General features: G+C 72.9%; 23 protein-coding genes. 13 read left to right on the top strand and 10 right to left on the bottom strand.

The features are described from left to right. Nucleotides 1–38: 38 nt before the first annotated feature. On the bottom strand, nt 39–785 hold the full coding sequence (locus ACZ7L7_RS30910) for an MBL fold metallo-hydrolase (protein WP_285514126.1): 747 nt from the start codon (nt 783–785) through the stop codon (nt 39–41). Nucleotides 786–822: 37 nt separating this feature from the next. Then, entirely contained in the window at nt 823–1449 is a 627-nt protein-coding gene (locus ACZ7L7_RS30905; protein ID WP_453603163.1) for an alpha-ketoglutarate-dependent dioxygenase AlkB, read from the bottom strand. A gap of 114 nt (nt 1450–1563) precedes the next feature. On the opposite strand from ACZ7L7_RS30905, the gene ACZ7L7_RS30900 reads away from it, so the two are divergent. Beyond that, nucleotides 1564–2217 carry a TetR/AcrR family transcriptional regulator gene (locus tag ACZ7L7_RS30900; protein WP_285514124.1) on the top strand — a complete coding sequence of 218 codons (654 nt, stop codon included), beginning with the start codon at nt 1564–1566 and terminating at the stop codon, nt 2215–2217. Beyond that, nucleotides 2207–3880 carry an FAD-binding dehydrogenase gene (locus tag ACZ7L7_RS30895; RefSeq protein ID WP_285514123.1) on the top strand — a complete coding sequence of 558 codons (1674 nt, stop codon included), beginning with the start codon at nt 2207–2209 and terminating at the stop codon, nt 3878–3880. The genes ACZ7L7_RS30900 and ACZ7L7_RS30895 overlap by 11 nt, the downstream gene beginning before the upstream one ends. 4 nt (nt 3881–3884) lie before the next feature. On the opposite strand, the gene ACZ7L7_RS30890 is transcribed toward ACZ7L7_RS30895, so the two are convergent. Continuing rightward, the gene (locus tag ACZ7L7_RS30890) at nt 3885–4232 is read right to left on the bottom strand and encodes a DUF488 domain-containing protein (RefSeq protein ID WP_472077698.1); all 348 of its coding nucleotides are present in this window, start codon (nt 4230–4232) and stop codon (nt 3885–3887) included. Between the two features lie 59 nt (nt 4233–4291). Between ACZ7L7_RS30890 and ACZ7L7_RS30885 the strand changes: the two genes are divergently transcribed. From ACZ7L7_RS30885 to ACZ7L7_RS30875, 3 genes are read left to right on the top strand one after another with little or no spacing between them, the layout of a single operon-like run. Next, a complete protein-coding gene (locus ACZ7L7_RS30885) occupies nt 4292–5032 on the top strand; it encodes a L,D-transpeptidase family protein (RefSeq protein ID WP_285514121.1) in 741 nt (246 codons plus the stop codon). 17 nt (nt 5033–5049) lie between these two features. After that, on the top strand, nt 5050–5745 hold the full coding sequence (locus ACZ7L7_RS30880; RefSeq protein WP_285514120.1) for a response regulator transcription factor: 696 nt from the start codon (nt 5050–5052) through the stop codon (nt 5743–5745). Further along, nucleotides 5742–7562: a sensor histidine kinase gene (locus ACZ7L7_RS30875; protein ID WP_285514119.1), complete on the top strand. Its 1821-nt coding sequence runs from the start codon at nt 5742–5744 to the stop codon at nt 7560–7562. The genes ACZ7L7_RS30880 and ACZ7L7_RS30875 overlap by 4 nt, the downstream gene beginning before the upstream one ends. Here the strand turns inward: ACZ7L7_RS30875 and ACZ7L7_RS30870 are convergent. Both ACZ7L7_RS30870 and ACZ7L7_RS30865 read right to left on the bottom strand, forming a co-directional pair. Then, the gene (locus ACZ7L7_RS30870) at nt 7519–7803 is read right to left on the bottom strand and encodes a WhiB family transcriptional regulator (RefSeq protein ID WP_285514118.1); all 285 of its coding nucleotides are present in this window, start codon (nt 7801–7803) and stop codon (nt 7519–7521) included. The two genes, ACZ7L7_RS30875 and ACZ7L7_RS30870, sit on opposite strands and share 44 nt — an antisense overlap. 134 nt (nt 7804–7937) lie before the next feature. Continuing rightward, nucleotides 7938–9152, bottom strand: a complete 1215-nt coding sequence (locus ACZ7L7_RS30865) for a saccharopine dehydrogenase family protein (protein WP_285514117.1) — start codon at nt 9150–9152, stop codon at nt 7938–7940. A gap of 119 nt (nt 9153–9271) precedes the next feature. Here ACZ7L7_RS30865 and ACZ7L7_RS30860 point away from each other — a divergent pair, with 119 nt between their 5' ends. After that, nucleotides 9272–9979, top strand: coding sequence for a TetR/AcrR family transcriptional regulator (locus tag ACZ7L7_RS30860; RefSeq protein WP_285514116.1), 708 nt, complete (start codon nt 9272–9274; stop codon nt 9977–9979). Nucleotides 9980–10076: 97 nt separating this feature from the next. Next, entirely contained in the window at nt 10077–10841 is a 765-nt protein-coding gene (locus ACZ7L7_RS30855; RefSeq protein ID WP_285514115.1) for an N-acyl homoserine lactonase family protein, read from the top strand. A gap of 9 nt (nt 10842–10850) precedes the next feature. Here the strand turns inward: ACZ7L7_RS30855 and ACZ7L7_RS30850 are convergent, their stop codons facing one another. After that, the gene (locus tag ACZ7L7_RS30850) at nt 10851–11753 is read right to left on the bottom strand and encodes a LysR family transcriptional regulator ArgP (RefSeq protein ID WP_453603227.1); all 903 of its coding nucleotides are present in this window, start codon (nt 11751–11753) and stop codon (nt 10851–10853) included. 69 nt (nt 11754–11822) lie between these two features. Between ACZ7L7_RS30850 and ACZ7L7_RS30845 the strand changes: the two genes are divergently transcribed. Together ACZ7L7_RS30845 and ACZ7L7_RS30840 are read left to right on the top strand one after the other, a co-directional pair. Next, complete coding sequence (locus tag ACZ7L7_RS30845) at nt 11823–12437, top strand: LysE/ArgO family amino acid transporter (RefSeq protein WP_285514114.1); 615 nt, start codon at nt 11823–11825, stop codon at nt 12435–12437. A gap of 97 nt (nt 12438–12534) precedes the next feature. Continuing rightward, complete coding sequence (locus ACZ7L7_RS30840; protein WP_285514113.1) at nt 12535–13806, top strand: MFS transporter; 1272 nt, start codon at nt 12535–12537, stop codon at nt 13804–13806. A 6-nt stretch (nt 13807–13812) separates the two neighbouring features. Here ACZ7L7_RS30840 and ACZ7L7_RS30835 read toward each other — a convergent pair whose 3' ends face one another. From ACZ7L7_RS30835 to ACZ7L7_RS30825, 3 genes are all read right to left on the bottom strand, one after another. After that, on the bottom strand, nt 13813–14268 hold the full coding sequence (locus tag ACZ7L7_RS30835; RefSeq protein ID WP_453603155.1) for a cyclic nucleotide-binding domain-containing protein: 456 nt from the start codon (nt 14266–14268) through the stop codon (nt 13813–13815). A gap of 266 nt (nt 14269–14534) precedes the next feature. Next, nucleotides 14535–16022 (bottom strand): aminotransferase class I/II-fold pyridoxal phosphate-dependent enzyme, encoded by a 1488-nt coding sequence (locus ACZ7L7_RS30830; RefSeq protein WP_285514111.1) that lies wholly within the window; start codon nt 16020–16022, stop codon nt 14535–14537. Between the two features lie 45 nt (nt 16023–16067). Next, entirely contained in the window at nt 16068–16289 is a 222-nt protein-coding gene (locus ACZ7L7_RS30825; protein WP_285514110.1) for a hypothetical protein, read from the bottom strand. A gap of 146 nt (nt 16290–16435) precedes the next feature. Between ACZ7L7_RS30825 and ACZ7L7_RS30820 the strand changes: the two genes are divergently transcribed. From ACZ7L7_RS30820 to ACZ7L7_RS30805, 4 genes are all read left to right on the top strand, one after another. Further along, nucleotides 16436–16837, top strand: a complete 402-nt coding sequence (locus ACZ7L7_RS30820) for an ATP-binding protein (RefSeq protein ID WP_285514109.1) — start codon at nt 16436–16438, stop codon at nt 16835–16837. Between the two features lie 67 nt (nt 16838–16904). After that, nucleotides 16905–17753 (top strand): ANTAR domain-containing protein, encoded by an 849-nt coding sequence (locus ACZ7L7_RS30815; protein ID WP_471431736.1) that lies wholly within the window; start codon nt 16905–16907, stop codon nt 17751–17753. Between the two features lie 65 nt (nt 17754–17818). Continuing rightward, nucleotides 17819–18652 carry a DUF1206 domain-containing protein gene (locus ACZ7L7_RS30810; protein WP_472077697.1) on the top strand — a complete coding sequence of 278 codons (834 nt, stop codon included), beginning with the start codon at nt 17819–17821 and terminating at the stop codon, nt 18650–18652. Nucleotides 18653–18680: 28 nt separating this feature from the next. Further along, entirely contained in the window at nt 18681–19112 is a 432-nt protein-coding gene (locus ACZ7L7_RS30805) for a hypothetical protein (RefSeq protein ID WP_472077696.1), read from the top strand. Nucleotides 19113–19133: 21 nt separating this feature from the next. Here ACZ7L7_RS30805 and ACZ7L7_RS30800 read toward each other — a convergent pair whose 3' ends face one another. Further along, complete coding sequence (locus tag ACZ7L7_RS30800; RefSeq protein WP_472077710.1) at nt 19134–21341, bottom strand: FUSC family protein; 2208 nt, start codon at nt 21339–21341, stop codon at nt 19134–19136. Nucleotides 21342–21358 lie beyond the last annotated feature (17 nt).

Below are 21358 nucleotides of genomic sequence, written 5' to 3'. Positions count from 1 at the left end.
GTCCTCGTCTCGCCGTGCGGGGTGATCGTCACCTCACCCTAGACGGCCCTCTCCCGTGCCTGAAGTGCCGCTTCACCCAGTGGACAGCGGTGCGCGGGACCGTGGCCGGGCAGGAACATCTCGCCGTCGAGGGCGCCGAGCACCTCCAGGGAGGCGAGGGCCTGGGCGCGCTCGCGGTGGAACATGTCCGGCAGCAGGTGCGGGCCCTTGTGCGGGGACGTCGGATGGCCGCTGACGAGGGCGTCCCCGGAGATCAGTACGCCCTTGTCCGGGAGGTGGAAGGCGCAGTGGCCGTCGGTGTGCCCGGGGGAGTGCACCGGCACCGGCCGCCCGGGGAGGTCCAGCGGGGCGCCGAGGGCGAAGGCCTCGGGCTCGGCGACCGGCACGTGCGCGGTGCCGCCGGAGCGCAGCGCGTGCAGCGCCCAGGGCAGTACGCCCGGCCGCCAGCTGTTGCGCAGCACCGTGCCGACGGACACCTGGTGCAGGAACTCCCGCCGCGCGTGCGGCACTTCGGCCTCGTGCAGCAGGATGCGCGTACCGTGCCGGGCGCGCAGGTACTCCGCCGACCCGAGGTGGTCGTTGTGGGCGTGGGTGATCAGCACCGCCGCCACCGCATCCGCCGAACTCCCCACCTCCGCAAGGGAGGCGAGCAGCAGCTCCCGGTCCCCCGGGTACCCGGTGTCGACGAGGGTGACGGCGTCCCCCTCGGCCAGGATCACCCAGTTGGTGTGGGAGCCGTGTACGAGATAGGTGCCGTCGGCGACTTGCTGCATGTCCACGCGCATGGGGACAGCAAACCAGAACCGCCGGCGGGCCGGTTGTTCAGCGCACGCCCCGCGGCCGGAACTGGACGCTGATCCGCGGCCCGGTCGCGCGGGAGGCCTTCGGAATCGCATGCTCCCAGGTGCGCTGGCACGAGCCGCCCATGACGATGAGGTCCCCGTGACCCAGCGGCCGGCGCACGCTCTCGCCGCCTCCCACGGGACGCAGGAGCAGGTCCCTGGGCTCGCCCACGGAGACGATGGCGACCATGGTGTCCTCCCGTGCGCCCCGGCCGATCCGGTCGCCGTGCCAGGCCACGCTGTCCCGGCCGTCCCGGTAGTAGCACAGGCCCGCCGTGGTGAACGGCTCGCCCAGCTCCCGAACGTAGTGAGCGGTGAGGGCGTCCCGCGCCTCGGTCAGCACCGGGTGCGGCAGCGGGTCCTCGGTGCCGTAGAAGGCGAGCAGCCGGGGCACGTCGACGACCTGGTCGTACATCTTCCGGCGCTCCGCGCGCCAGGGGACCTCCGCGGCGAGCTGTTCGAACAGCGCGTCCGCTCCGCCGAGCCAGCCGGGCAGGACGTCGATCCAGGCGCCGCGGCCCAGGTCGGTCCGGGTGATGGCGTCCAACGGGCCGAGGCGCAGTTCGTCGGTCTGGTCGAAGAGGGAGCCCTGGAGGTGCGTGCTCATGCGCTCCAGCGTACTCCGTATTCGAAAATCTGTTCCCATGGTGCCGAGTGGTGCGCGACTCTTTCGATGCATTGATGTATTGGATACATTCGCGTATCGAACGAAGGAGCGGCCATGGGGGCGGAACGCACGCAACCGCGCGTGACCAGGCGTCGCGTGCGCACCCGGGCCAATCTGCTCGACGCCGCGTTCCAGGTGTTCGCCGGCAAGGGATTCGGGCGCGTCTCGATCGAGGAGGTCTGCGACGCCGCCGGCTACAGCCGGGGCGCCTTCTACTCGAACTTCGCCAGCCTGGACGAGCTGTTCTTCGCCCTCTACCAGCAGCGCGCCGACCTGATCGCCGAGCAGGTCGCGGGCGCGCTCGCCCAGGACGGGCCGCGCCTGGACGTACCGCAGTCCGTGGACCGGGTCACCGAGGTGCTGCTGCTCGACGTGGACTGGCTGCTGGTGAAGACGGACTTCCTGGTGCACGCCGCCCGCGATCCGGCCGTCGCCCACAGCCTGCTGGAACACCGCGAGCGGCTGCGCACGGCCATCGCCGACCGGCTCGCCCGCGCCACCGGCCACACCGAACTGCCCGCCGTGCTCGGCGGCATCGACGGCGCCGCCCGCGCGGTCGTCGCCGCCTACGACGGGGTCACCACCCAACTGCTGCTGGACAAGGACGTCGACAGCGCCCGCGCCTGGCTCAAGCAACTGCTCACCGCCCTGCTGACCGACGGCAGCGGCACCCCGATCACAGGAAGGGAACGGTCGCATGGACGCTGATGTCATCGTCGTCGGAGCGGGCCTCGCGGGCCTGGTCGCCGCGCACGAACTCACCAGCCGGGGCCGCCGGGTGGCCCTGGTGGACCAGGAGAACGCCCGCAACCTGGGCGGCCAGGCCTTCTGGTCCTTCGGCGGGCTCTTCCTCGTGGACTCCCCCGAGCAGCGGCGCCTGAAGATCAAGGACTCCTTGGAGCTGGCCTGGAGCGACTGGCAGGGCAGCGCCGGTTTCGACCGCCTCGACGACGAGGACTCCTGGGCGGTGCGCTGGGCGCGCGCGTACGTCGAGTGGGCGGCGGGGGAGAAGCGGTCCTGGCTGGAGGGGCACGGCATCAAGTTCCTGCCCACCGTCGGCTGGGCCGAGCGCGGCGACCTCAGGGCCCACGGGCACGGCAACTCCGTGCCCCGGTTCCACATCGCCTGGGGCACCGGCACCGGCGTGGTCGAGCCCTTCGTCGAGTACGCCAAGCAGGCGGCCCGCGACGGGCTGCTGACCTTCCACCACCGGCACCGGGTCGACGAGCTGATCGTCGAGGACGGGCACGCCCGAGGTGTCCGCGGCACCCTGCTCGCCGAGGACGACTCGGCGCGGGGCGTGGCCTCCAACCGCGACCGCGTCGGCGACTTCGAGCTGACCGCACAGGCCGTCGTCCTCACCACCGGCGGCATCGGCGGCGACCACGACATCGTCCGCCGCTACTGGCCCGAGCGGCTCGGCACCCCGCCGGCGCAGATGGTCACCGGCGTCCCCGCCTACGTCGACGGCCGGATGCTCGACATCAGCGCGGCGGCGGGCGCACGGCTGGTCAACCGCGACCGCATGTGGCACTACACCGAGGGCCTGCAGAACTGGGACCCGATCTGGCCGGGACACGGCATCCGCATCCTGCCCGGACCCTCCTCGATGTGGTTCGACGCCCTCGGCCGCCGCCTGCCCGAACCCTGCCTGCCCGGCTACGACACCCTCGGCACCCTCAAGCACCTGCGCACCACCGAGGACATCGCCGGGTACGACCACTCCTGGTTCATCCTCACCCAGAAGATCATCGAGAAGGAGTTCGCGCTCTCCGGCTCCGAGCAGAACCCGGACATCACCGCCAAGGACCGGGCGGCCTTCCTCAAGGAGCGCATCCTCGGCAAGGGCGCGCCGGCACCTGTGGACGCGTTCCTGCGCAAGGGGGCGGACTTCGTGACCGCGCCCACGCTGGAGGAACTGGTCGAGAAGATGAACCAGCTCACCGACAAGCCCCTGCTGGACGCGGCCGAGGTGCGCCGCCAGATCGAGGCCCGCGACCTCCAGCTCGGCAACACCTACAGCAAGGACGCCCAGGTCCAGGGCATCCGCAACGCCCGCCGCTACATCGGCGACCGCCTCGGCCGCGTCGCCACCCCGCACCGCATCCTGGACCCCGCCGCCGGCCCCCTGATCGGCGTCAAGCTGCACATCCTCACCCGCAAGACCCTCGGCGGCATCCAGACCGACCTCGACTCCCGCGCCCTCGGCACGGACGGCCGGCCACTGGAGGGTCTCTACGCGGCGGGCGAGGTCGCGGGCTTCGGCGGTGGAGGCGTCCACGGCTACAACGCCCTGGAGGGCACCTTCCTCGGCGGCTGCCTGTTCTCGGGACGGGCGGCGGGGAGGGCGGCGGCCCAGCAGACCGGCTGAGGTCTCAGCTCAGCAGCCGCGCCAGGACGGCCGCGTGACTCTCCTCGGGGGTCTTCGCGGCCGTCAGCAGCGTCACCGTGTCCTTCGCGGCCCGTCCCCGGAGCTGTTCCAGCAGTTCGGCGGCTTCCGGGGCCTCCAGTTCGGCCTCGTAGCGGCCCGCGAACTCCTCGTACGAGCCCTCGCCCGCGTGGTACCAGCGGCGCAGCTCCGTCGACGGGGTGAGGGCCTTGGGCCACTCGTCCACGCGGGCCGCCTGCTTGGACAGGCCGCGCGGCCAGAGCCGGTCGACGAGCACGCGCGTACCGTCCTCCGGCTCGGGGGGTTCGTAGACGCGGCGGATACGGATGCTCACGTTCGGTCCTTCCCACGTGGACTGACGGGTTCCAAACAAGTGTCCGCCAAGGTCGAGGCATGATCACGCCGAACCCGCGGGCCGCCGCACTCCTGATCGCCACCGTCCTGCTCGCCGGCTGCGGAGCCGAGACGGTCCGGACCGCCGCCGGGACGCCGGCGCGGCAGCAGTCGCAGTCGCCGGCCCCCGACATCACGATCGACGTGGCCCCGCAGCAACTGCCCGGACTCGGGCCCAAGACCTGGGCGCAGGTGCCGTCCGAGACCCGCCAGGCCCTGGTCGTGACCGGACGCGGCAAGGACTCCTCAAGCTCCGAGGCCGTCCTGTACGAGCGCACCGACGCCGGCTGGGAGGCCGTGAGCGAACCCTGGCCTGCGCACAACGCGCTGCGCGGCTGGACCGACCACCACCGCTCCGGTGATCTGCGCTCGCCCATCGGCGTGTTCTCCCTCACCGACGCGGGCGGACGGCTCCCCGACCCGGGCACCCGGCTGCCGTACGACCACGGCCCCGGCTTCACCATCCGCGGCACCGGCTTCGAGGGCGAGCCGCTGGAGGGCTCCTTCGACTACGTCGTCGCCGTCAACTACAACCGCAAGCCCGGGACATCGCCGCTGGACTGGACCCGCCCCATGGGCGCGGGCAGGGGCGGCGGCATCTGGATCCACGTCGACCACGACGGCCCCACCCAGGGCTGTGTGAGCCTCGCCGAGGAGCACATGAGAGCGCTGCTGAAGGCCCTCGACCCCGACCTCCGCCCCGTCGTCGTGATGGGCGACCGGGCCTCCCTGTCCCGCTGACGCTTAGGATCCGCCAGGTGTGCGCACACGTACTGGTCGCCGAGGACGACGAGATGCAGGCCGAACTGATCCGGCGCTCCCTGCTGGCGGAGGGCCACACCGCCACCGTCGTCCACGACGGCCCCGCCGCCCTGGACGCCGCCCGCAGACTCAGCCCCGATCTCGTCGTCCTGGACCTGATGCTGCCCGGCATCGACGGGTTCGGGGTCTGCCGGGTGCTGCGCCGGGACGACGACATCCCGGTGCTGATGCTCACCGCCCGCGCGGACGAGGACGACGTCCTGCTCGGCCTGGAACTCGGCGCCGACGACTACATGACCAAGCCCTACAGCCCGCGTGAGCTGATGGCCCGTATCCGCACGGTGCTGCGGCGCAGCGGACGCGGCGCGGAACGCCGGGAGGACCCGGTCGTACGGGCCGCGGGCCTGGCCGTCGACCCGGTACGGCACGAGGTGCGCTGCGACGGGGAGCCGGTGGAGTGCACCCCCGCCGAGTTCCAGATCCTGCTCGCCATGGCCGCCGAGCCGGACCGGGTGTTCTCCCGGCGCCAGCTGCTGGAGTGCACCCGGGGCACGGACCGGGCCTCCACCGAGCGGGCCGTGGACGTGCACATCATGAACCTGCGCCGGAAGATCGAGGCCGACCCGCGGCGCCCGGTCCGGCTGCTGACGGTGTTCGGCGTCGGCTACAAGCTGAGCGGAGGCCGCGGATGAGGTCCGGCATACCGCTGCGCAAACGGCTCCTGGTCCGGATGCTCATCACCTCGGTGCTCATCGCCGTGTGCTCGGTCGCGGCCACCGCCTGGCTCGCCGTGGAGACCACCACCCGCGCCCTGCGCGAGGAACAGGGCCAGGTCCTCGCCGACGACATGGACGTCCTCAACCGGCTCAGCGGCTACGCGGCCACCCACCCCGACTGGAAGGGCGTCGACGGCACCCTGCGCAAGCTGTCCGACAGGATCGGCAGGCGCATCGCCCTCATCGGCCGCGACCGGAAGGTGATCGCCGACTCGGCCGCCCCCGGCACCCCGCTGCCCCCGCGCGCCGCGGCCACCGTCGACCCGCTCACCGTCGACACCCACAGCGACCGCGGCGCCCAGCGCGACGGCATCGACCCACGGGTCGTCGGCCCGTACCGGCTGCCCAAGGCCGAGCGCGAGCGCCTCGACCTGCTCGCCGAGAAGCGCCGCGACTGCTTCGAGTACAACGGCGTCCAGGCGAGCGTCGTACGCACCCCGAGCGGGCGGCCGGTCCTCACCGACGACGACGGAAACACCCTCGACTACGTGCCCGAGCAGTGCGCCGACGGACTGCTCAACACCCCCACACCCACCGAGAAGAAGGCGCTGGCGGATCTGACCGAGCGCGCCGAGGACTGCCTGGACGGGCGGGCCCTCGACCTCCCCGGCCCGCTGGTCTTCTTCGTGGACGACCGGGGGCCGTCGGTGGACAGCCGGTACGTGATGGGCAAACTCCCCACGGGGGCGAGCGACCGGCGCCAGGCGCAGGAGTGCACCGACAGCGCCCTGCGCGCCCAGCTCGACCCCTACGTCGCCCCGCCCGCCGACCTCTACCTCGGCATCGGGGACCGCCCCGCCGTCCGCTTCGACCTGTCCCCGGCCAACTGGTCCAAGGTCGCCCTCGCCGCCGGTCTCGTCCTCGCGGTCACGGTGGCCGTGACCGCGGTGATCGCCACCCGGCTGGTCCGCCCGCTGCGCGCGCTCACCGCGGCCGCCCAGCAGCCGCCCGACCGGCACGTCCGGGTGCCCGTCACCACCCGCGACGAGACCGGCATCCTCGCCGCCGCCTTCAACGAACTCACCGACCGCCGCGCCAGACTGGAGGCCCAGCGCAAGGCCATGGTCAGCGACATCGCCCACGAACTGCGCAGCCCGCTGACCAACATCCGCGGCTGGCTGGAGGTCACCCGCGACGGCGTCGTGGCACCCGAACCGGCCCTGCTCGCCTCCCTGCACGAGGAGGCGGTCGTCCTCCAGCGCGTCATCGACGACCTGCAGGACCTCGCCGACGCCGACGCCGGCACCCTGCGTCTGCACCGCGAACCGGTCCGCGCCGACGAACTCCTCGACCAGGTCGCCGCCGCCCACCGCGTCGCCGCCGACGCGGCCGGTGTCACCCTGCGCACCACCGCCGACGGCACCCCCTGGCTGGACGCCGACCCCGTCCGGATGCGCCAGGCGCTCGGCAACCTGGTCTCCAACGCCCTGCGCCACACCCCGCCCGGCGGCACCGTCACCCTGGCCGCCCGCCGCGACGGCGACCAGGTCGTCCTCGACGTCACCGACACCGGCACCGGCATCGCCCCCGACGAACTGCCGCACGTCTTCGACCGGTTCTGGCGCTCCGAGAAGTCCCGCAGCCGCCGCACCGGAGGCAGCGGCCTCGGCCTGCCCATCGTCCGCCACCTGCTGGCCGCGCACGGCGGTACGGCCGAGGCGAGCAGCGAACCCGGCACCGGCTCGGTGTTCACGCTCCGGCTGCCGGCCGGGGAGGCGCCGGAGGAGAACTGAACGCAGGGGCCGACGCCCGTCGCCGCAACGCCAGCCGCTCGACCTCGCTCGTGCCGCCCCACACCCCCACGGCCTGCCCGGTCTCCAGCGCCCAGCGCAGACACCGCTCGCGCACCGGACACCGTCCGCAGACCGCCTTCGCCCGCGCCGTCTGGATCAGGGCCGGGCCGGAGGTGCCGATCGGGAAGAAGAGATCGGGATCCTCACGGCGGCATGCGGCACGGTCGCGCCAGTCGTCCATCGAAGTCACCTGCGATCGAAGTCGTACGTGCCCTTTCGGATGCTTTACTCCCTTTCGGGGTACGTGTCGATACGTGACTTCGGGTCATCTGCCGGTACGGGAGTGAAACCGCTGGTGCCGGGCCGCCCCTCCGGTCACTGCTCGCGCAGGCCCCACGGGGTGCCGTACTCGGTCAGCAGATCCAGGAACGGGCGGGCCGGGAACGCCTCCGGGCCGAGCACCCCGGAGCCCGACCAGGCGCCGGTGGCGAGGAGTTCGAGCGCGACGACCGGGTTCACGGCCGTCTGCCACACCACGGCCTGGCTGCCGTACTCGGCCATCGACCACTCGTTGTCGACGACGTGGTACAGGTACACCTCGCGCGGCGCCCCGTCCTTCGTGCCCCGCACCCAGGTGCCCGCGCAGGTCTTGCCGCGCATCCGGTCGCCCAGCGTCGCCGGGTCGGGCAGACAGGCCGCGACCACGTCCCGCGGCGAGACCTTCACCGGGCCGTCCGGGCCCGGTACGGTCACCGGCTCGGTGCGGTCCAGGCCCAGCAGGTGGAGCGTCTTGAGCGTGCTGATGAACTCCTCGCCCAGGCCGTACTTGAAGGTGACGCGGCGCGCGTCGACCCAGCGCGGCACCAGCAGCACCTCCTCGTGCTCGACGTTCACGCACTCCACCGGGCCGATGCCCTCGGGGAAGTCGAACACCTCGGGCTCGCTGAAGGGTTCGGTGGTGAACCAGCCCCGGTCGGCCTCGTAGACGACCGGCGGGTTCAGGCACTCCTCGATCGTGGTCCAGATGCTGAAGGAGGGCGCGAAGTCGTAGCCGTCGACGGTGAGGTTCGCGCCGTCGCGGACGCCGATCTCCTCGATCTCGTCGAAGAGCTCGTCGGCCGCGTACCGGGCGAAGACGTCTGACAGGCCCGGCTCCACGCCGATGCCGACCAGGGCGAGGGTGCCCTCCTTCGCCCAGTCGTCGGCCTCGGCGAACTGCTCGTCGCCGAGCTTGACCCCGCACTCCGCGTACGGGCGCTCGGGGTGCGGGCGCGACAGCGACATCGCCATGTCGAGATAGGTGGCACCGGCCGCCCGCGCCGCCCGGAACAGCGGCATCACGAAGCGCGGGTCGGTGGCGTTGAGCAGCACGTCGCAGGAGTGGCGGCGCAGCAGTGCGGTCACGCCCGCCTCGTCGCTCGCGTCGACACGCTCGGCGACGAAACGGGGGTCGCCGACGTGGGCGACGGCCGCCTCGGCCCGCTTCGGGTCGTAGTCGGCGACCACCATCGCCTCGAAGAACGGACGGCGGGCGGCGATACGGGTGACGGCGGTGCCGACACCGCCGGCGCCCACGAGCAGTACACGCATGATCGAGAACTCCCTGCTGGAGGTGGCGGAACGAGGGGCCCCTGGGAGAGATACAACGCCCGCGCCTCGGTTAAGGTCAATGGCGTTGGCATAAGCCGAACGGGTGAGAGGGAGCGGGCATGCCCAAACCGGTGGTCCCCGAGGAGAAGAGGCGCCGACGCCGCCCGACCAAGAGCGGCACCGTGCTGTCCGAGGCACTGATCGTGGAGACCGCGCTGCGCCTGCTGCGCGAGCACGGCAGCGCCGGGCTCACGGCCCGCCGCCTGGGCCTGGCCCTGGACGCCGACCCGAGCACCCTGTACCGCTACTTCCGCGGCATGGACGACCTCACCCTCGCCATCGGCGACGCGCTGATCGGCCAGGCGCTCAAGGGCTGGCGGCGCACGGGGGAGTGGCGGGCCGACCTCAAGGAAGTGGGCCTGCGCATCCACGCCGCCTACGTCTCCCACCCGCAGGCCGCCCTGCTCACCACCAACCGCGTCACCGGCCGCGCCAACGAACTGGCCGCCGACGAGGCCGTCCTGGACGTCCTGCGCACCGCCGGCTTCCCGCTGCCGGAGACGGTCCGGATCTACCACGCCTTCATCGACCAGACGCTGGCCTTCGCCGCCCTGGACGCCGCCTCCCTGACCCTGCCCAGCGCCTCGCAGCGCGCCGACGAGGAGATGTGGCGCTCGACGTACGCCCGGCTGCCCCGCACCACCCACCCGCGGATCGCCGAGGCCGCGCCCCTGCTGGCGACCCGCATGGTGACCAGCGCCTACCCGACGGCCCTGGAGATGCTGCTGGACAGCGCCGAGGCCCGGCTGAGGGCCCTCGGCGGGTAGCCGCGGGAGGCGAACCCACCCCACGCGTGGTGCCATGGGCTTGGAGGGCGGTACGGGGACGGTGGTGCTCGTGGCTGCGAAATTGACAGTGACGGCCGTGGACGCGGGACCCTTCACCATGCCGAAGGGCGACCTCATGTACGGGGCGACCGGCACGATCACCATCCCCTCGACGGTGGCCGTCATCGAGCACGCCGCTTACGGGCTGATCCTCTTCGACACCGGCATCAACCACCTGGTGGCCGACCCCGAGACCGCGAAGACCCACTGGGGCCCCGGCCTGCGCGAGGCGTACGGCGCCCAGGGCTTCACCCGGGGGCACGCCATCGATGCCCAGCTGGAGCGCCTCGGCCACCGCACGTCCGACGTCGCCTACGTGATCTACTCCCATCTCCACCTCGACCACGCGGGCGGCATGGGCTACTTCCCGGACGCCGTGCACGTGGTTCAGCACGACGAGCTGCGCCATGCCTGGTGGCCCGACCGCTGGACGGCCCGCGGATACGCCTTCAACGACATCCGGGACACACGCGGCTTCGACTTCCTCGAACTCGACGGTGACACCGACCTGTTCCTCGACGGCTCCGTGCGCGTGTTCCGCACCAGCGGCCACACCCCCGGCCACCAGGGCATCGTCCTTGACCTCGACCACCAGGGCCGGGTCGCCTTCCTCGGCGACGCCGCGCACCTGCAGGAAGCGCTGGACTCGAACGTCCCGATGACCAGCGACTGGAACGTCCAGGAGAAGCTGCTCACCTATGGCCGGCTGCGGGCCCTGGCACGGGCGGGCGTGCGCGTCTTCCTGTCCCACGACCCCGACCACTTCGCCGCCCTCCCGCACGACGGCGCGGTCTGGGACTGAGCCCCTTGGTCAGGTGCGGAGCGCCCGCTCCGCCGTCCGCGCCACCGCGTCCGCCACCGCGGCCAGCGCGGGGGAGTCCAGCTTCCACTGCTGCCAGTACAGCGGGACGTCCAGGGGCCGGTCCGGGGCGAGGGAGACCAGGCGCCCGGTACGCAGCAGTTCCCCGGCCTGGATCTCCGGTGCCATGCCCCAGCCGAGACCGGCCCGGACGGCGGCCAGGAACCCCTCCGAGGTGGGGATCTGGTGCCGCGGCCGCGCCGGAACGCCCCCGTCGGGGCGCAGCCGCCGCAGGAACCGGTCCTGGAGTTCGTCGCTGCGGTCGAAGGTCACCACCGGCGCCCTCGGCAGCGCCTCGGGCAACGGCCCGTCGAGGAACCGCTCGGCGAAGTCCGGGCTCGCGGCAGCCAGGTACCGCATCTTCCCCAGCGGCCGTACCGAGCACCCCGCCACCGGCTCGGACGCGGAGGTCACCGCCGCCATCACCAGCCCTTCCCTGAGCAGCGCCGCCGTGTGGGCCTCGTCCTCCCGGCTCAGCTCGAAGCAGAGCCGGGGCTCGGCCGGTACGGCGGTGAGGGCGTCCAGGAACCAGGTCGCCAGCGAGTCGGCGTTCACCGCGATCGACACCCGCGTCGTCTCCTCCTCGGCGCCGCCCATGCCCAGCTCGGCGCGCGCGTCCCGCTCCAGCCGGGCGAGCTGCCGGGCGAACCGCACCACGACCGCGCCGGACTCGGTGGGCCGCACCGGCTTGGAGCGCACCAGCAGCACGCGCCCGGTGCGCTGTTCGAGCGCCTTGACCCGCTGGCTGACCGCCGACGGCGTCACATGCAGGGCGGCCGCCGCCGCGTCGAACGTCCCCTCGTCCACCACCGCGAGCAGGGTCCGCACCTGGTCCAGCGGAAGCTCCGAAACCATCACGAGCGCTAATGGTACGTAAGAATCTTTAGCTGTACACATGATCCCGGCGTCCCTACCGTCGACACCATGTCCACCGCACTCGCCACGGCCGCCGCCGGATTCGGCACCGGTCTCTCGCTCATCGTCGCCATCGGCGCCCAGAACGCCTTCGTCCTGCGCCAGGGGATCCGCCGCGACGCGGTCCTCGCCGTCGTCGGCATCTGCGCCCTGTCCGACGTCGTCCTGATCGCACTCGGGGTCGGCGGGGTCGGGGCGGTGGTCGTGGCCTGGCCCGAGGTGCTGACCGTGGTCGGCTGGGTCGGCGGCGCGTTCCTGATCGCCTACGGCCTGATGGCGGCCCGGCGCGTGTTCCGTCCCGAGGGCGCGCTGAGGGCGGACGGGGAGGCGGCGGGCTCACTGCGCCGGGCGGTCCTCACCTGCCTCGCCCTGACCTGGCTCAACCCGCACGTCTACCTCGACACCGTCTTCCTGCTCGGCTCCATCGCCGCCGACCGGGGCGACCTGCGCTGGACCTTCGGGCTCGGCGCCGCCGTCGCCAGCCTGTGCTGGTTCGCCGCGCTCGGCTTCGGCGCCCGGCTGCTGAGCCCGTACCTGGCCCGCCCCGTCGCCTGGCGGATCCTGGACGGCCTGGTCGCCGCCACCATGCTCGTGCTCGGGGTGACGCTGATCGCCGGCAGCTGAGCCGACCCCGAACTCCCGGCGGGCGGTGCCATGGTGAATCCTGGTCCGGAAAAGATGTACTGGGCAACCAGCACTGCGACGAGCGACCAGGACGTCCGTGGACACCGAAGAACAGCAGACACCGCCCGCCCGGGCCCGGCGCGGCCCGCGCCGCTGGACCATGGACACCCGCCCGCTGCGCCGCCCCGCCTACCGGCGACTGTGGTCCTCGACGATCGTCACCGCGATCGGCAGCCAGCTCACCGCCGTCGCCGTGCCCAAGCAGATCTACGACATCACCGGCTCCTCCGCCTGGGTCGGCTACGCCAGCCTCGCCGGACTGCTGCCGCTGGTGGTCTTCGCCCTGTGGGGCGGGGCGGTCGCCGACAGCATGGACCGGCGCAAGCTGCTGCTGATCACCAACTCCGGCATCGCCGCCACCTCGGTGCTGTTCTGGCTCCAGGCGGTCTCGGGCCTGGACTCGGTGCCGGTCCTGATGCTCCTGCTCGCCGCCCAGCAGGCGTTCTTCGGACTGAACTCCCCGGCCCGCAACGCCTCCATCGCCCGCCTCGTCCCGCCGGACGAGCTCGCCGCCGCGAACGCCCTCGGCTCGACCGTCATGCAGACCGGCCTGGTCGCCGGCCCGCTGCTGGCCGGTGCCCTCATCCCGGTCATCGGCCTGCCGGAGCTGTATCTCCTCGACGCCCTCGCGCTGTGCGTCACGGTGTGGGCGGTGCACCGGCTGCCCGCGCTGCCGCCGCTGGGGGAGACCAAGCGCCGGGCGGGCGTGCGGGAGATCGGCGCCGGGTTCCGCTACATCGCCCTGCACAAGGTGCTGCTGCTGTCCTTCCTCGCCGATGTCATCGCCATGGTCCTCGGCATGCCCCGCGCCCTGTTCCCGCAGCTCGCCGCCGAGACCTACGGCTCCTACGGCGAGGGCCTCGCGCTCGGCCTGCTGTTCGCGGCGATCCCGGTCGGGGCGGTGCTCGGCGGGCTGTTCTCCGGCACCTTCTCCCGGGCCCGGCGGCACGGCTGGATGGTGATCGGCGCAGTCGTCGCCTGGGGCCTGGCCATCACCGGGTTCGGGCTGAGCCGCAGCCTCTGGTTGGCGGTGGCGTTCCTGATCGTGGCCGGGGTGGCCGACATGGTGTCCATGGTGTTCCGCGGCGCCATCCTGCTGTCCGCCGCCACCGACGAGATGCGCGGCCGGATGCAGGGCGTGTTCACGGTCGTCGTCGCGGGCGGGCCCCGGCTGGCCGACGTGCTGCACGGCACGGCGGGCTCCGCCTTCGGGGCCCGGCAGGCGGTCGCGGGCGGCGGTCTGCTGGTCGTGGCGGCCATGCTCGCCCTCGCCGTCACGGTCCCCGCGTTGCGCCGCTACCGCGTCTGACGTGACCTACAGGGCGGTGTGCCGGTGCCTGCCGTACTGCTCCAGCAGCTTGCCCCGGGTGGCCTCCAGCCGGTACGCGAGGATCTCGGCGACCTGGCGCAGCAGGATCATCCCGAGGTGCTGGTCCTCGTCGCACAGCCGCCGTACGGCCGCCGCGTCGAACTCGTAGGCCCGCACCGGGCTGAACGCCTCCGCGCCGAAGTCCCACGCGTACGGCGGGAACAGCCAGGACCAGCCGAGCAGGTCCCCGGCGCCGAGCGTGGCCACGGTGACCCGCTGCAGGGAGGTGACTTTCTGGTCGAGGGAGACGGCGCCGGAGCGGATCACCCAGAAGCGGTCGGCGACAGCGCCCGCCTCGAAGATCCGGGCGTCCTCCGGGAAGGAGACCTCCCTTGCCAGAGCCATGAGCCGCTCGCGCTGCGGCGGGGGAAGGGCGGGCAGCAGTTTCGTCGCTTTGGTCATGACACGGGGCTCCTCGCCGGCGTCGGGGTTCCGGGGCTTTCCCTACGCCCATTTCAGCCGTTGCCGGCGGGTAGGGCACCTCGGCGGACCACAGAACCGGTGGAGACTTGCCGGAGCATGTAAAAGCCCTGGCTGGACGGGGGAAGCCAGCCAGGGCCGTATGCGGGGTACGGGGGACGGTTGCGTCAACCCCGCGACCACGTTGTATGAACCGTAAACCATTTTTGGTGCTGGTGAGAAATCGCCACCGGGTCAAGTGACCTGATTCACTCCGCGGGGTCCGCCTCGGCCGCCGTCACCCGGATCGTGGCCAGATGCGGATCGCTCGGATCCGGAAGATTCATGCCCGCGTCCCGGCCGCTGAACAGATACCGCAGTACCGGCTCGGTGAGCCGTTCCCCGGGCAGGACGACCGGGATGCCCGGCGGATACGGCGTGATCATCTCGGCCGCGATCCGCCCGGCCGCCTCGTCCGCCGGTACGTCCTCGGCCGGTCCGAAGAACGCGTCCCGCGGCATCCGCACCTGTTCCAGCCGGAGTTGGCCGGGTCCGGGCACCACGACCCCGGGGACCGGGCGCAGTCCGGGGGCGGCCGCCGCCAAGTCGGTCAGCGCGGCGAGCAGTTCGCCGGTGGTCTCCTCGTCGTCCCCGTGGGTGATCTGTACGCCGAGCCGCCGGTGGTCGCTGAGGTGCACGTCGATCTCCCGGTACTGCCGCAGCCAGTCCGCCGCCCGGTACCCGGAGATGCCGAGCCCGTCCACCTCGATCATCACGATCAGCGGATCGAGATCGTGGGCGAGCCCGGGGCCGCAGAAGTCGTCCCAGCCGTTCACGTGCATGCCGTCCAGCCGCTCCACCGACTCCCGCAGCCGGGCCGTGAGTTCCAGCGCCCCACCCATCAACTCCTTGCCGTGCAGCGCCATCTGCCGCCGCCAGCCGTCCAGGCCGGCGTAGATCAGCACCGAGGGACTGGTGCTGCCCAGCAGGTCCGCGCGCGTCTTCAGCACCTGCGGCGGCACCAGATCACCCTGGAGATGGAAGACGGAACCCTGTTCCAGCCCGCTGCCCATCTTGTGCACGCTGGTCACGCAGATGTCCGCGCCCGCGTCCATCGCCCACGAGGGCAGATCCGGGTGGAACGGCAGGTGCGCGCCCCATGCCTCGTCCACCACCAGCGGCAGCCCCCGCCGGTGGCAGACCTCGGCCAGGGCCCGCAGGTCCGCGCAGGTGCCGTACGGCGTCGGGCTGGTGACCAGGGCGCCCTTGGCGCCGGGATGCGCCTCGAAGGCCCGCTCGAAGTCCGCCGGGGCCGGCGGATGCGCCAGATGCCGCTCGGCGTCCCAGCACGGCTCCACCCACACCGGCTCGATCCCGGCCAGGATCAGCCCCGACACCACGGACTTGTGGGCGTCCCGCCCGATCAGCAACTGCTCGTGCGGTCCGGCCACCGACAGCATCGCCGCCTTGACGGACAGGGAGGAGCCGCAGGTGGTGAAGAAGGTGTGGTCGGCGTGGACCACGTCCGCCATCAGCTCCTCGGCCCGCTGCAGCACCCGGCCCCGGGTGAGCCGGTCGTCGAGACCGCCCGACGCCAGCACGTCCCCGAGGAACACCGCGTCCCCCAGCACCTCCCGTACGGCGCGGTCCGCGCCGCGCGCCTGCTTGTGGCCCGGCGGCGAGAACGCCGTCCGCCCCCGGCGGTGGTACTCCGTCAACGCCTCCAGCACCGGCGCCCGTGCGTGGTCGTCGTTCATGCCCGCCGGGTTCCCGGCCTGAGGGCGTCGAATCCGGCCGTCCGCTCACGGCTCCTCGGTATGCGTTCCCGGCGTCAGAATCTCGTCCAGCACCCCGAGCACCACCTCGTACGCGAGCATCCGTACGGCGGCCTCGCGGGAGCCGTCCGGGTCGCTGGAGCGCAGGCCGAAGCTCCGGGTCCGCCAGGTCCGCTCCTCCTGCCGGGCCCAGGCGCGGGCACGCTGCATACGGCGGAGCAGTTCGTCCGAGTCCACGACTTCCGTCATGGGTTCCGCGTACCCCATCGCGGCCGGTTCGCGCAGGCTCGGCGGCGCCGGAAGGTTTGACCGGCCGTTCGAGGGCCACCAGACAAGGGAGAGACCCGTGGCGCCCGGAACGTCGCGAACGATCCACCCCTACACGGAGTCCGATGATGCGCGGGGAACACCTGACACCACCCGTACACGCCCCCGCCGAGGCACGCAGGGCCGTCGCCTGCGCGGTCGCCGAGCACTGCAGGGCCACCGGCACCCCCTGCGACGCCCAGGCCGTCCAGGACGCGCTGCTCGTCGCCTCGGAACTCACCACCAACGCGATCCTGCACGGCGGCGGGATCACCGACTTCCGCGTGGACCTGGTCGAACCCGGGGTCCGCGTCACGGTCAGCGACCGCAGCGAACGGCTGCCGATGACCACCGCACCCGGCGACCACCGCGTGCACCACCGTTTCGGCGGCCACGGCTGGCCCATCGTGTGCCGCCTCGCCACCGACGTCGAGGTCGCGGTGCTGCCCGCGGGCGGCAAGCGGATCAGCGCGCTGGTCCCCCTCGACTGACCCGCCTCGGGTGTGAACCGCGCGGACGGGGGTACTCGGCACAGTTCCCGTCCATCCGAGGAGTCCGATGACAGAACCCGATCATGCGTCCGATCATGCGTCCGAGCACGACGAACTGGAACGGCTGCGGGCCGAGGTGCGCGATCTGCGCGCCCGCGCGCTGACCCACCCGCTGATCGCCCACGCCCAGGGCATCGTCCAGGAGCGCTACGCCCTGCCCGACGCGGACAGCGCCTTCGCGCTCATCCGCCGGGCCTCCCAGCAGCGCAATGTCCGTATGCACACCCTGGCCGAAGCGCTGGTGACCCTGCCCCGGCCCGACGAGCGCGCGGGCCTGTGGTTCCCTCGCCGCACCCGCACCACCGAACCGGCCCTGACCTTCCCCACCGCCCGCGCCACCGGCACCGGCACCCGCGGCGCGGTCCTGCGGGCCGTACTGAGCCAGACGCTCTCGGTGCTGCAGACCCCGATGGGCAACGTGCAGATCGCCGACCGCGCACGGGGCGGACTGCGCCTGGAGCAGCACACCGGGCTCAGTGAGGAGTTCGTGGACTTCTTCGCGCACGTCGGCGCCGTGGGCACCTCCTGCGGGCAGGCCGCCGTGAACGTCGCCCAGATCACCGTCCGGGACGTGGGGACCGACCCGCTCTTCACCGACCGGGCCCGGGAGATGGTCCTCGCCGAGGGCAGTGTGTCCTGCCACAGCGTGCCGCTGACCACCGCGGGCGGCCTGTGCGTGGGGATGGTCTCCGGCCACCTCGACCACCGGATCGAGCCCCTGACCGCCGCAGAGACCAAGGCCCTGGACGTGGTCGGCGCCGAGGCGGGCCGCTGGCTCGCCTGGCACCAGCGCACGGTGGTCGTGGACGCCCTGGAACACCTGCACGCGCTGGGGCGGAGGAACGGGCGCCGCTGAAAGCCGCCCCGATCCGCCAGGTGAGAGCGGCCCGAACCTGGGCATCCGGTGTCCGGGAGGTCGAGATGAACCTGAGCATCATGGCGGGGCCGGGCCGCACACCGGCCCAGCCGAAGGTGGCCGCGCCGGCCACCGAGGCCGCCGCACGGGCCGGACTGGCCGCACAAGGAGTGATCTACCTGCTGGTGGGCCTGCTCGCCCTCCAGGTCGCCTTCGGGCGGCGGGACGCCGAGGCGGACCAGCAGGGCGCCCTGGCCACGCTCGCGGACCAGCCGTTCGGCGCCGTCCTGCTGTGGGCCCTCGGCATCGGCCTCGTCGGCATGGCCCTGTGGCGGCTCTTGGAGGCCGTCTTCGGCGGCGCCGGCCCGGACGGACGCAAGCCCCACATGCGGCTGCTCGCCCTGGGCAGGTGCCTGTTCTACTCCTTCGTGGCGTACTCCGTGCTGCGCTTCACGGTGAGCGGCGACGGCGGCGGCTCCGGCGACGAACAGTCCCGCGACATCACCGCCACCGCCCTCGACCTGCCCGCCGGACGCTGGCTCGTCGCCCTGGGCGGCGTGGTGATCGTCGTCGCGGGCGTGTGGATCGGCGTCCAGGCGGTGCGCCGGACGTACCGCGAGACACTCAAGACGGGCGAGATGTCCCCGGCCGGACGCCGGCTGGCGGACGTGACGGGCATCGGCGGGGGAGTGACCCGCGGCCTGGTCTTCGCCGCGATCGGCACGTTCGCCCTGCGCGCGGCGGTCGAGCACGAGCCCGACGAGGCCAAGGGACTCGACGACACCTTGCGCACCTTCGCCGACACCGCCCTCGGCCCCTGGCTGCTGGCCGCCGTCGCCCTCGGACTGGTGCTGTTCGGTGTGTTCTCCTTCGTCCTCGCTGCCCGGCGGCGTGTCTGAGACGCCGCGTACGGGGAACGCGGTGCCCATGAGCGACTACGAGCTTCCGCCAGACGGCCGGCCCGTGGACATCTATCTCGGCCTGCTGCGTTCGCGGATGGACACCGAGGAATTCCTGCGCCTGCTCGACGTGGTCGAGCCGGTCCTGCGCGCCATCGAGGAACGGCGCCTGCCACCCTCCGAGATCGCCCTGGAGGGCGAGGGCGCCGAGGCACTGCCCCAGGAGATACGCGACGAGGCCGCCCTGGTCATCGCCGCCGCGGTCACCGGCCGCCTCGACAACGAGGTGGTCGAGATCGACCTCGGCGACACCGGTTCGGTCCGCCTGGTCACCGACGCCGCCACCGCCGCGGACCCGGTCCGCCTGGGCGAGATCGCGACCTACCTCCAGGAACGCCGGCACGACGACGAGGTGCTGCGCGGCATCGCGGCGGCGAGCGGCCTGCCCACGGACTTCTGAGCCACGGCGCGCCGCCCCGGGCTACCCGGCCCGCGCCTCCTCCTTGCCCACCGGCACCCCCAGCGGCCGCGCCAGCCCCATCACCGACTCGTCCAGCCGCTGCAGATGCCGCAGCACCCGGTCCGTCACCCTGCCGTAGCGGGGGCTGCCCGGGAGCTGGGGTTCCAGCAGGGAGGCGATGCTCGGGCCGGTCCGGACGCGGGCCTTGGCCCGGTGGTCGGTGAGGTGGGCGGCGATGGCCTCGATGTTCGTGGCGATCCGGCGCCCGGCGCCGCGCAGCCGGGGGTCGGCGGCGATCGACGGGTGGGTGGGCAGCAGTTCGGCGGTCGCCGCCAGGGAGCGGGCGTGGTAGGCCGACGTCTCCAGCAGGGCCACCACATAGCGGGCCGTGTCGCGGCGGGCCCGCAGCGGGGTCACCGGGTGGGTCAGGGGCTGGATCGCCGCCCGCAGATCCGCCAGTGCCTGGTCCAGCTCGCGGGCCTGGTCCAGCAGCTCCACCGGCGGGCCGCCGCTGAGCTGGTCCACCGCCGTGGTCGTCACCTCGCGCAGCCGGTCCAGCACATCCACCAGCAGGTCGTTGGTCCGCCGGTCCGTCGCCACCGGCAGCACCACCGCCGCCGCGAACACCCCGCAGGCCGCCCCCAGCGCCGTCTCCCCGATCCGCAGCACCAGCACCGACAGGCTGTAGGTGTGCAGCAGCGTGTACAACAGCCCCAGCGCGGCCGTGACGAAGAACGACATCAGCGTGTACGACAGGGGCGCCACGTAGAACATCAGGAACACGAACAGCAGCACCAGCGCGAACGCCGTCGCGGTGTGGTGCCCGACCGCACCCGCCAGCACGATGCCCGCGACCACCCCGAACACCGTGCCCAGCAGCCGCCGGTAGCCCTTGACCAGGATCTCGCCGGTGGAGGAGGTGTTCACGAACACGATCCAGCACGTCAGCACCGCCCAGTACCAGCGGTGACTGGACAGCAGCTCCCCGCCCACGATGGCCATCGACGAGCCCACCGCCACCTGCACGGCGGCCCGTGTGGTCGGCCGCCGCAGCCCCGTCGGCTCCTCCACCGGGGTCTCCTCCGCCGCGTCGATGGCCGCGTCCTCGGCGTCCAGCTCCTCCCGGGAGCGGGCCGTGGACGGCGTGTCGTGCGACTCGTCCTGCGGCCCGTCGAGAGCGATCCGCAGCCCGAGTACCGCCCGCGCGGCCTCCCCGACTCCACGGAACACGTCCTGCACGGGCGGCGCGGCAGCGGGCAGGTTCTCCTCCTCGCGGTACGACAGCAGCCGGTTGCGCACCTGGGCCAGCCCGGTCCCGCCCGGGCGCCGTACGAGCACCCGCAGCGCCCGCAGGTCCCGCCGCAGCGCCTCCACGCCCTCGTCCCGCACCGGCAGCCGCCCGGCCTCCGGCACCGGCGCACCGGGCAGGTGCAGGGTCAGCGTGTCCGTCCGCTCGGCGCTGCGCGCGGTCAGCAGGAGCAGCCCGAGCCGCTCGGCGGCGATCTCCGCGTCCGCCACCCGCCGCTGCAGCAGCCGGGCCGTGTGCTCGTCGCCGGTGCCCTCCTCCAGCCGCCCCTGGATCAGCAGCGCCGTCTCGTGCAGCCGCGCATTGCCCTCCCGTACGTTCGCCAGCGCCCGGTCCGCGTCCTCCGGCCCCGCGTCCAGCAGCTCCAGCTGGGCCGCCACCAGCTGGGCGAACCGGGCCCGGAACGCCTCCCGCAGCCGCTCCAGCACCCCCGTCGGGGTCTGCGGCACCAACGCGAACCGCACCACGGCGCTGCACACCACCGCCGTGGTGACCACCGCGCACAGCACCCCAAGGCCGTCGACCGTGGCGCCGACGAACAGGGACACGAAGTACAGCTGGAACCCGAACAGCCCGAGCGCGGTACCGCGGTCCCCGAACCGGCGCGCGTAGACGGCCAGGAAGATCAGCGCGACGAAGAACAGGTCACCGGCGACCACATGGGAGTGCAGCAGCGCGGCCAGCGACACCGAGGCGAGCGCCACCGGCAGCCCCAGCGCGAGCGTGACGGCCTGGGCGCGCCGCTCCCGCTCCCGTACGGCGAAGTTGGAGACCATCGCCGCCATGGCACCCGCGACCAGATGCGGCACCGACGCCCCGAACAGGACGAGCACGACCAGGGTGAGCACGATCGAGGCCACCGTGCGCAGGCCCGAGGCCAGCCGCAGCAGCCCCGGATCCGATGCCGCGATCCGGTCGCGCAGCCGCGCCCACCGCGAGC

It is taken from the genome of Streptomyces sp. NPDC110618 (assembly GCF_055657065.1).
Note: the sequence above shows the minus strand (reverse complement) of the source record. Positions and strands in the feature narration are given on the sequence as shown.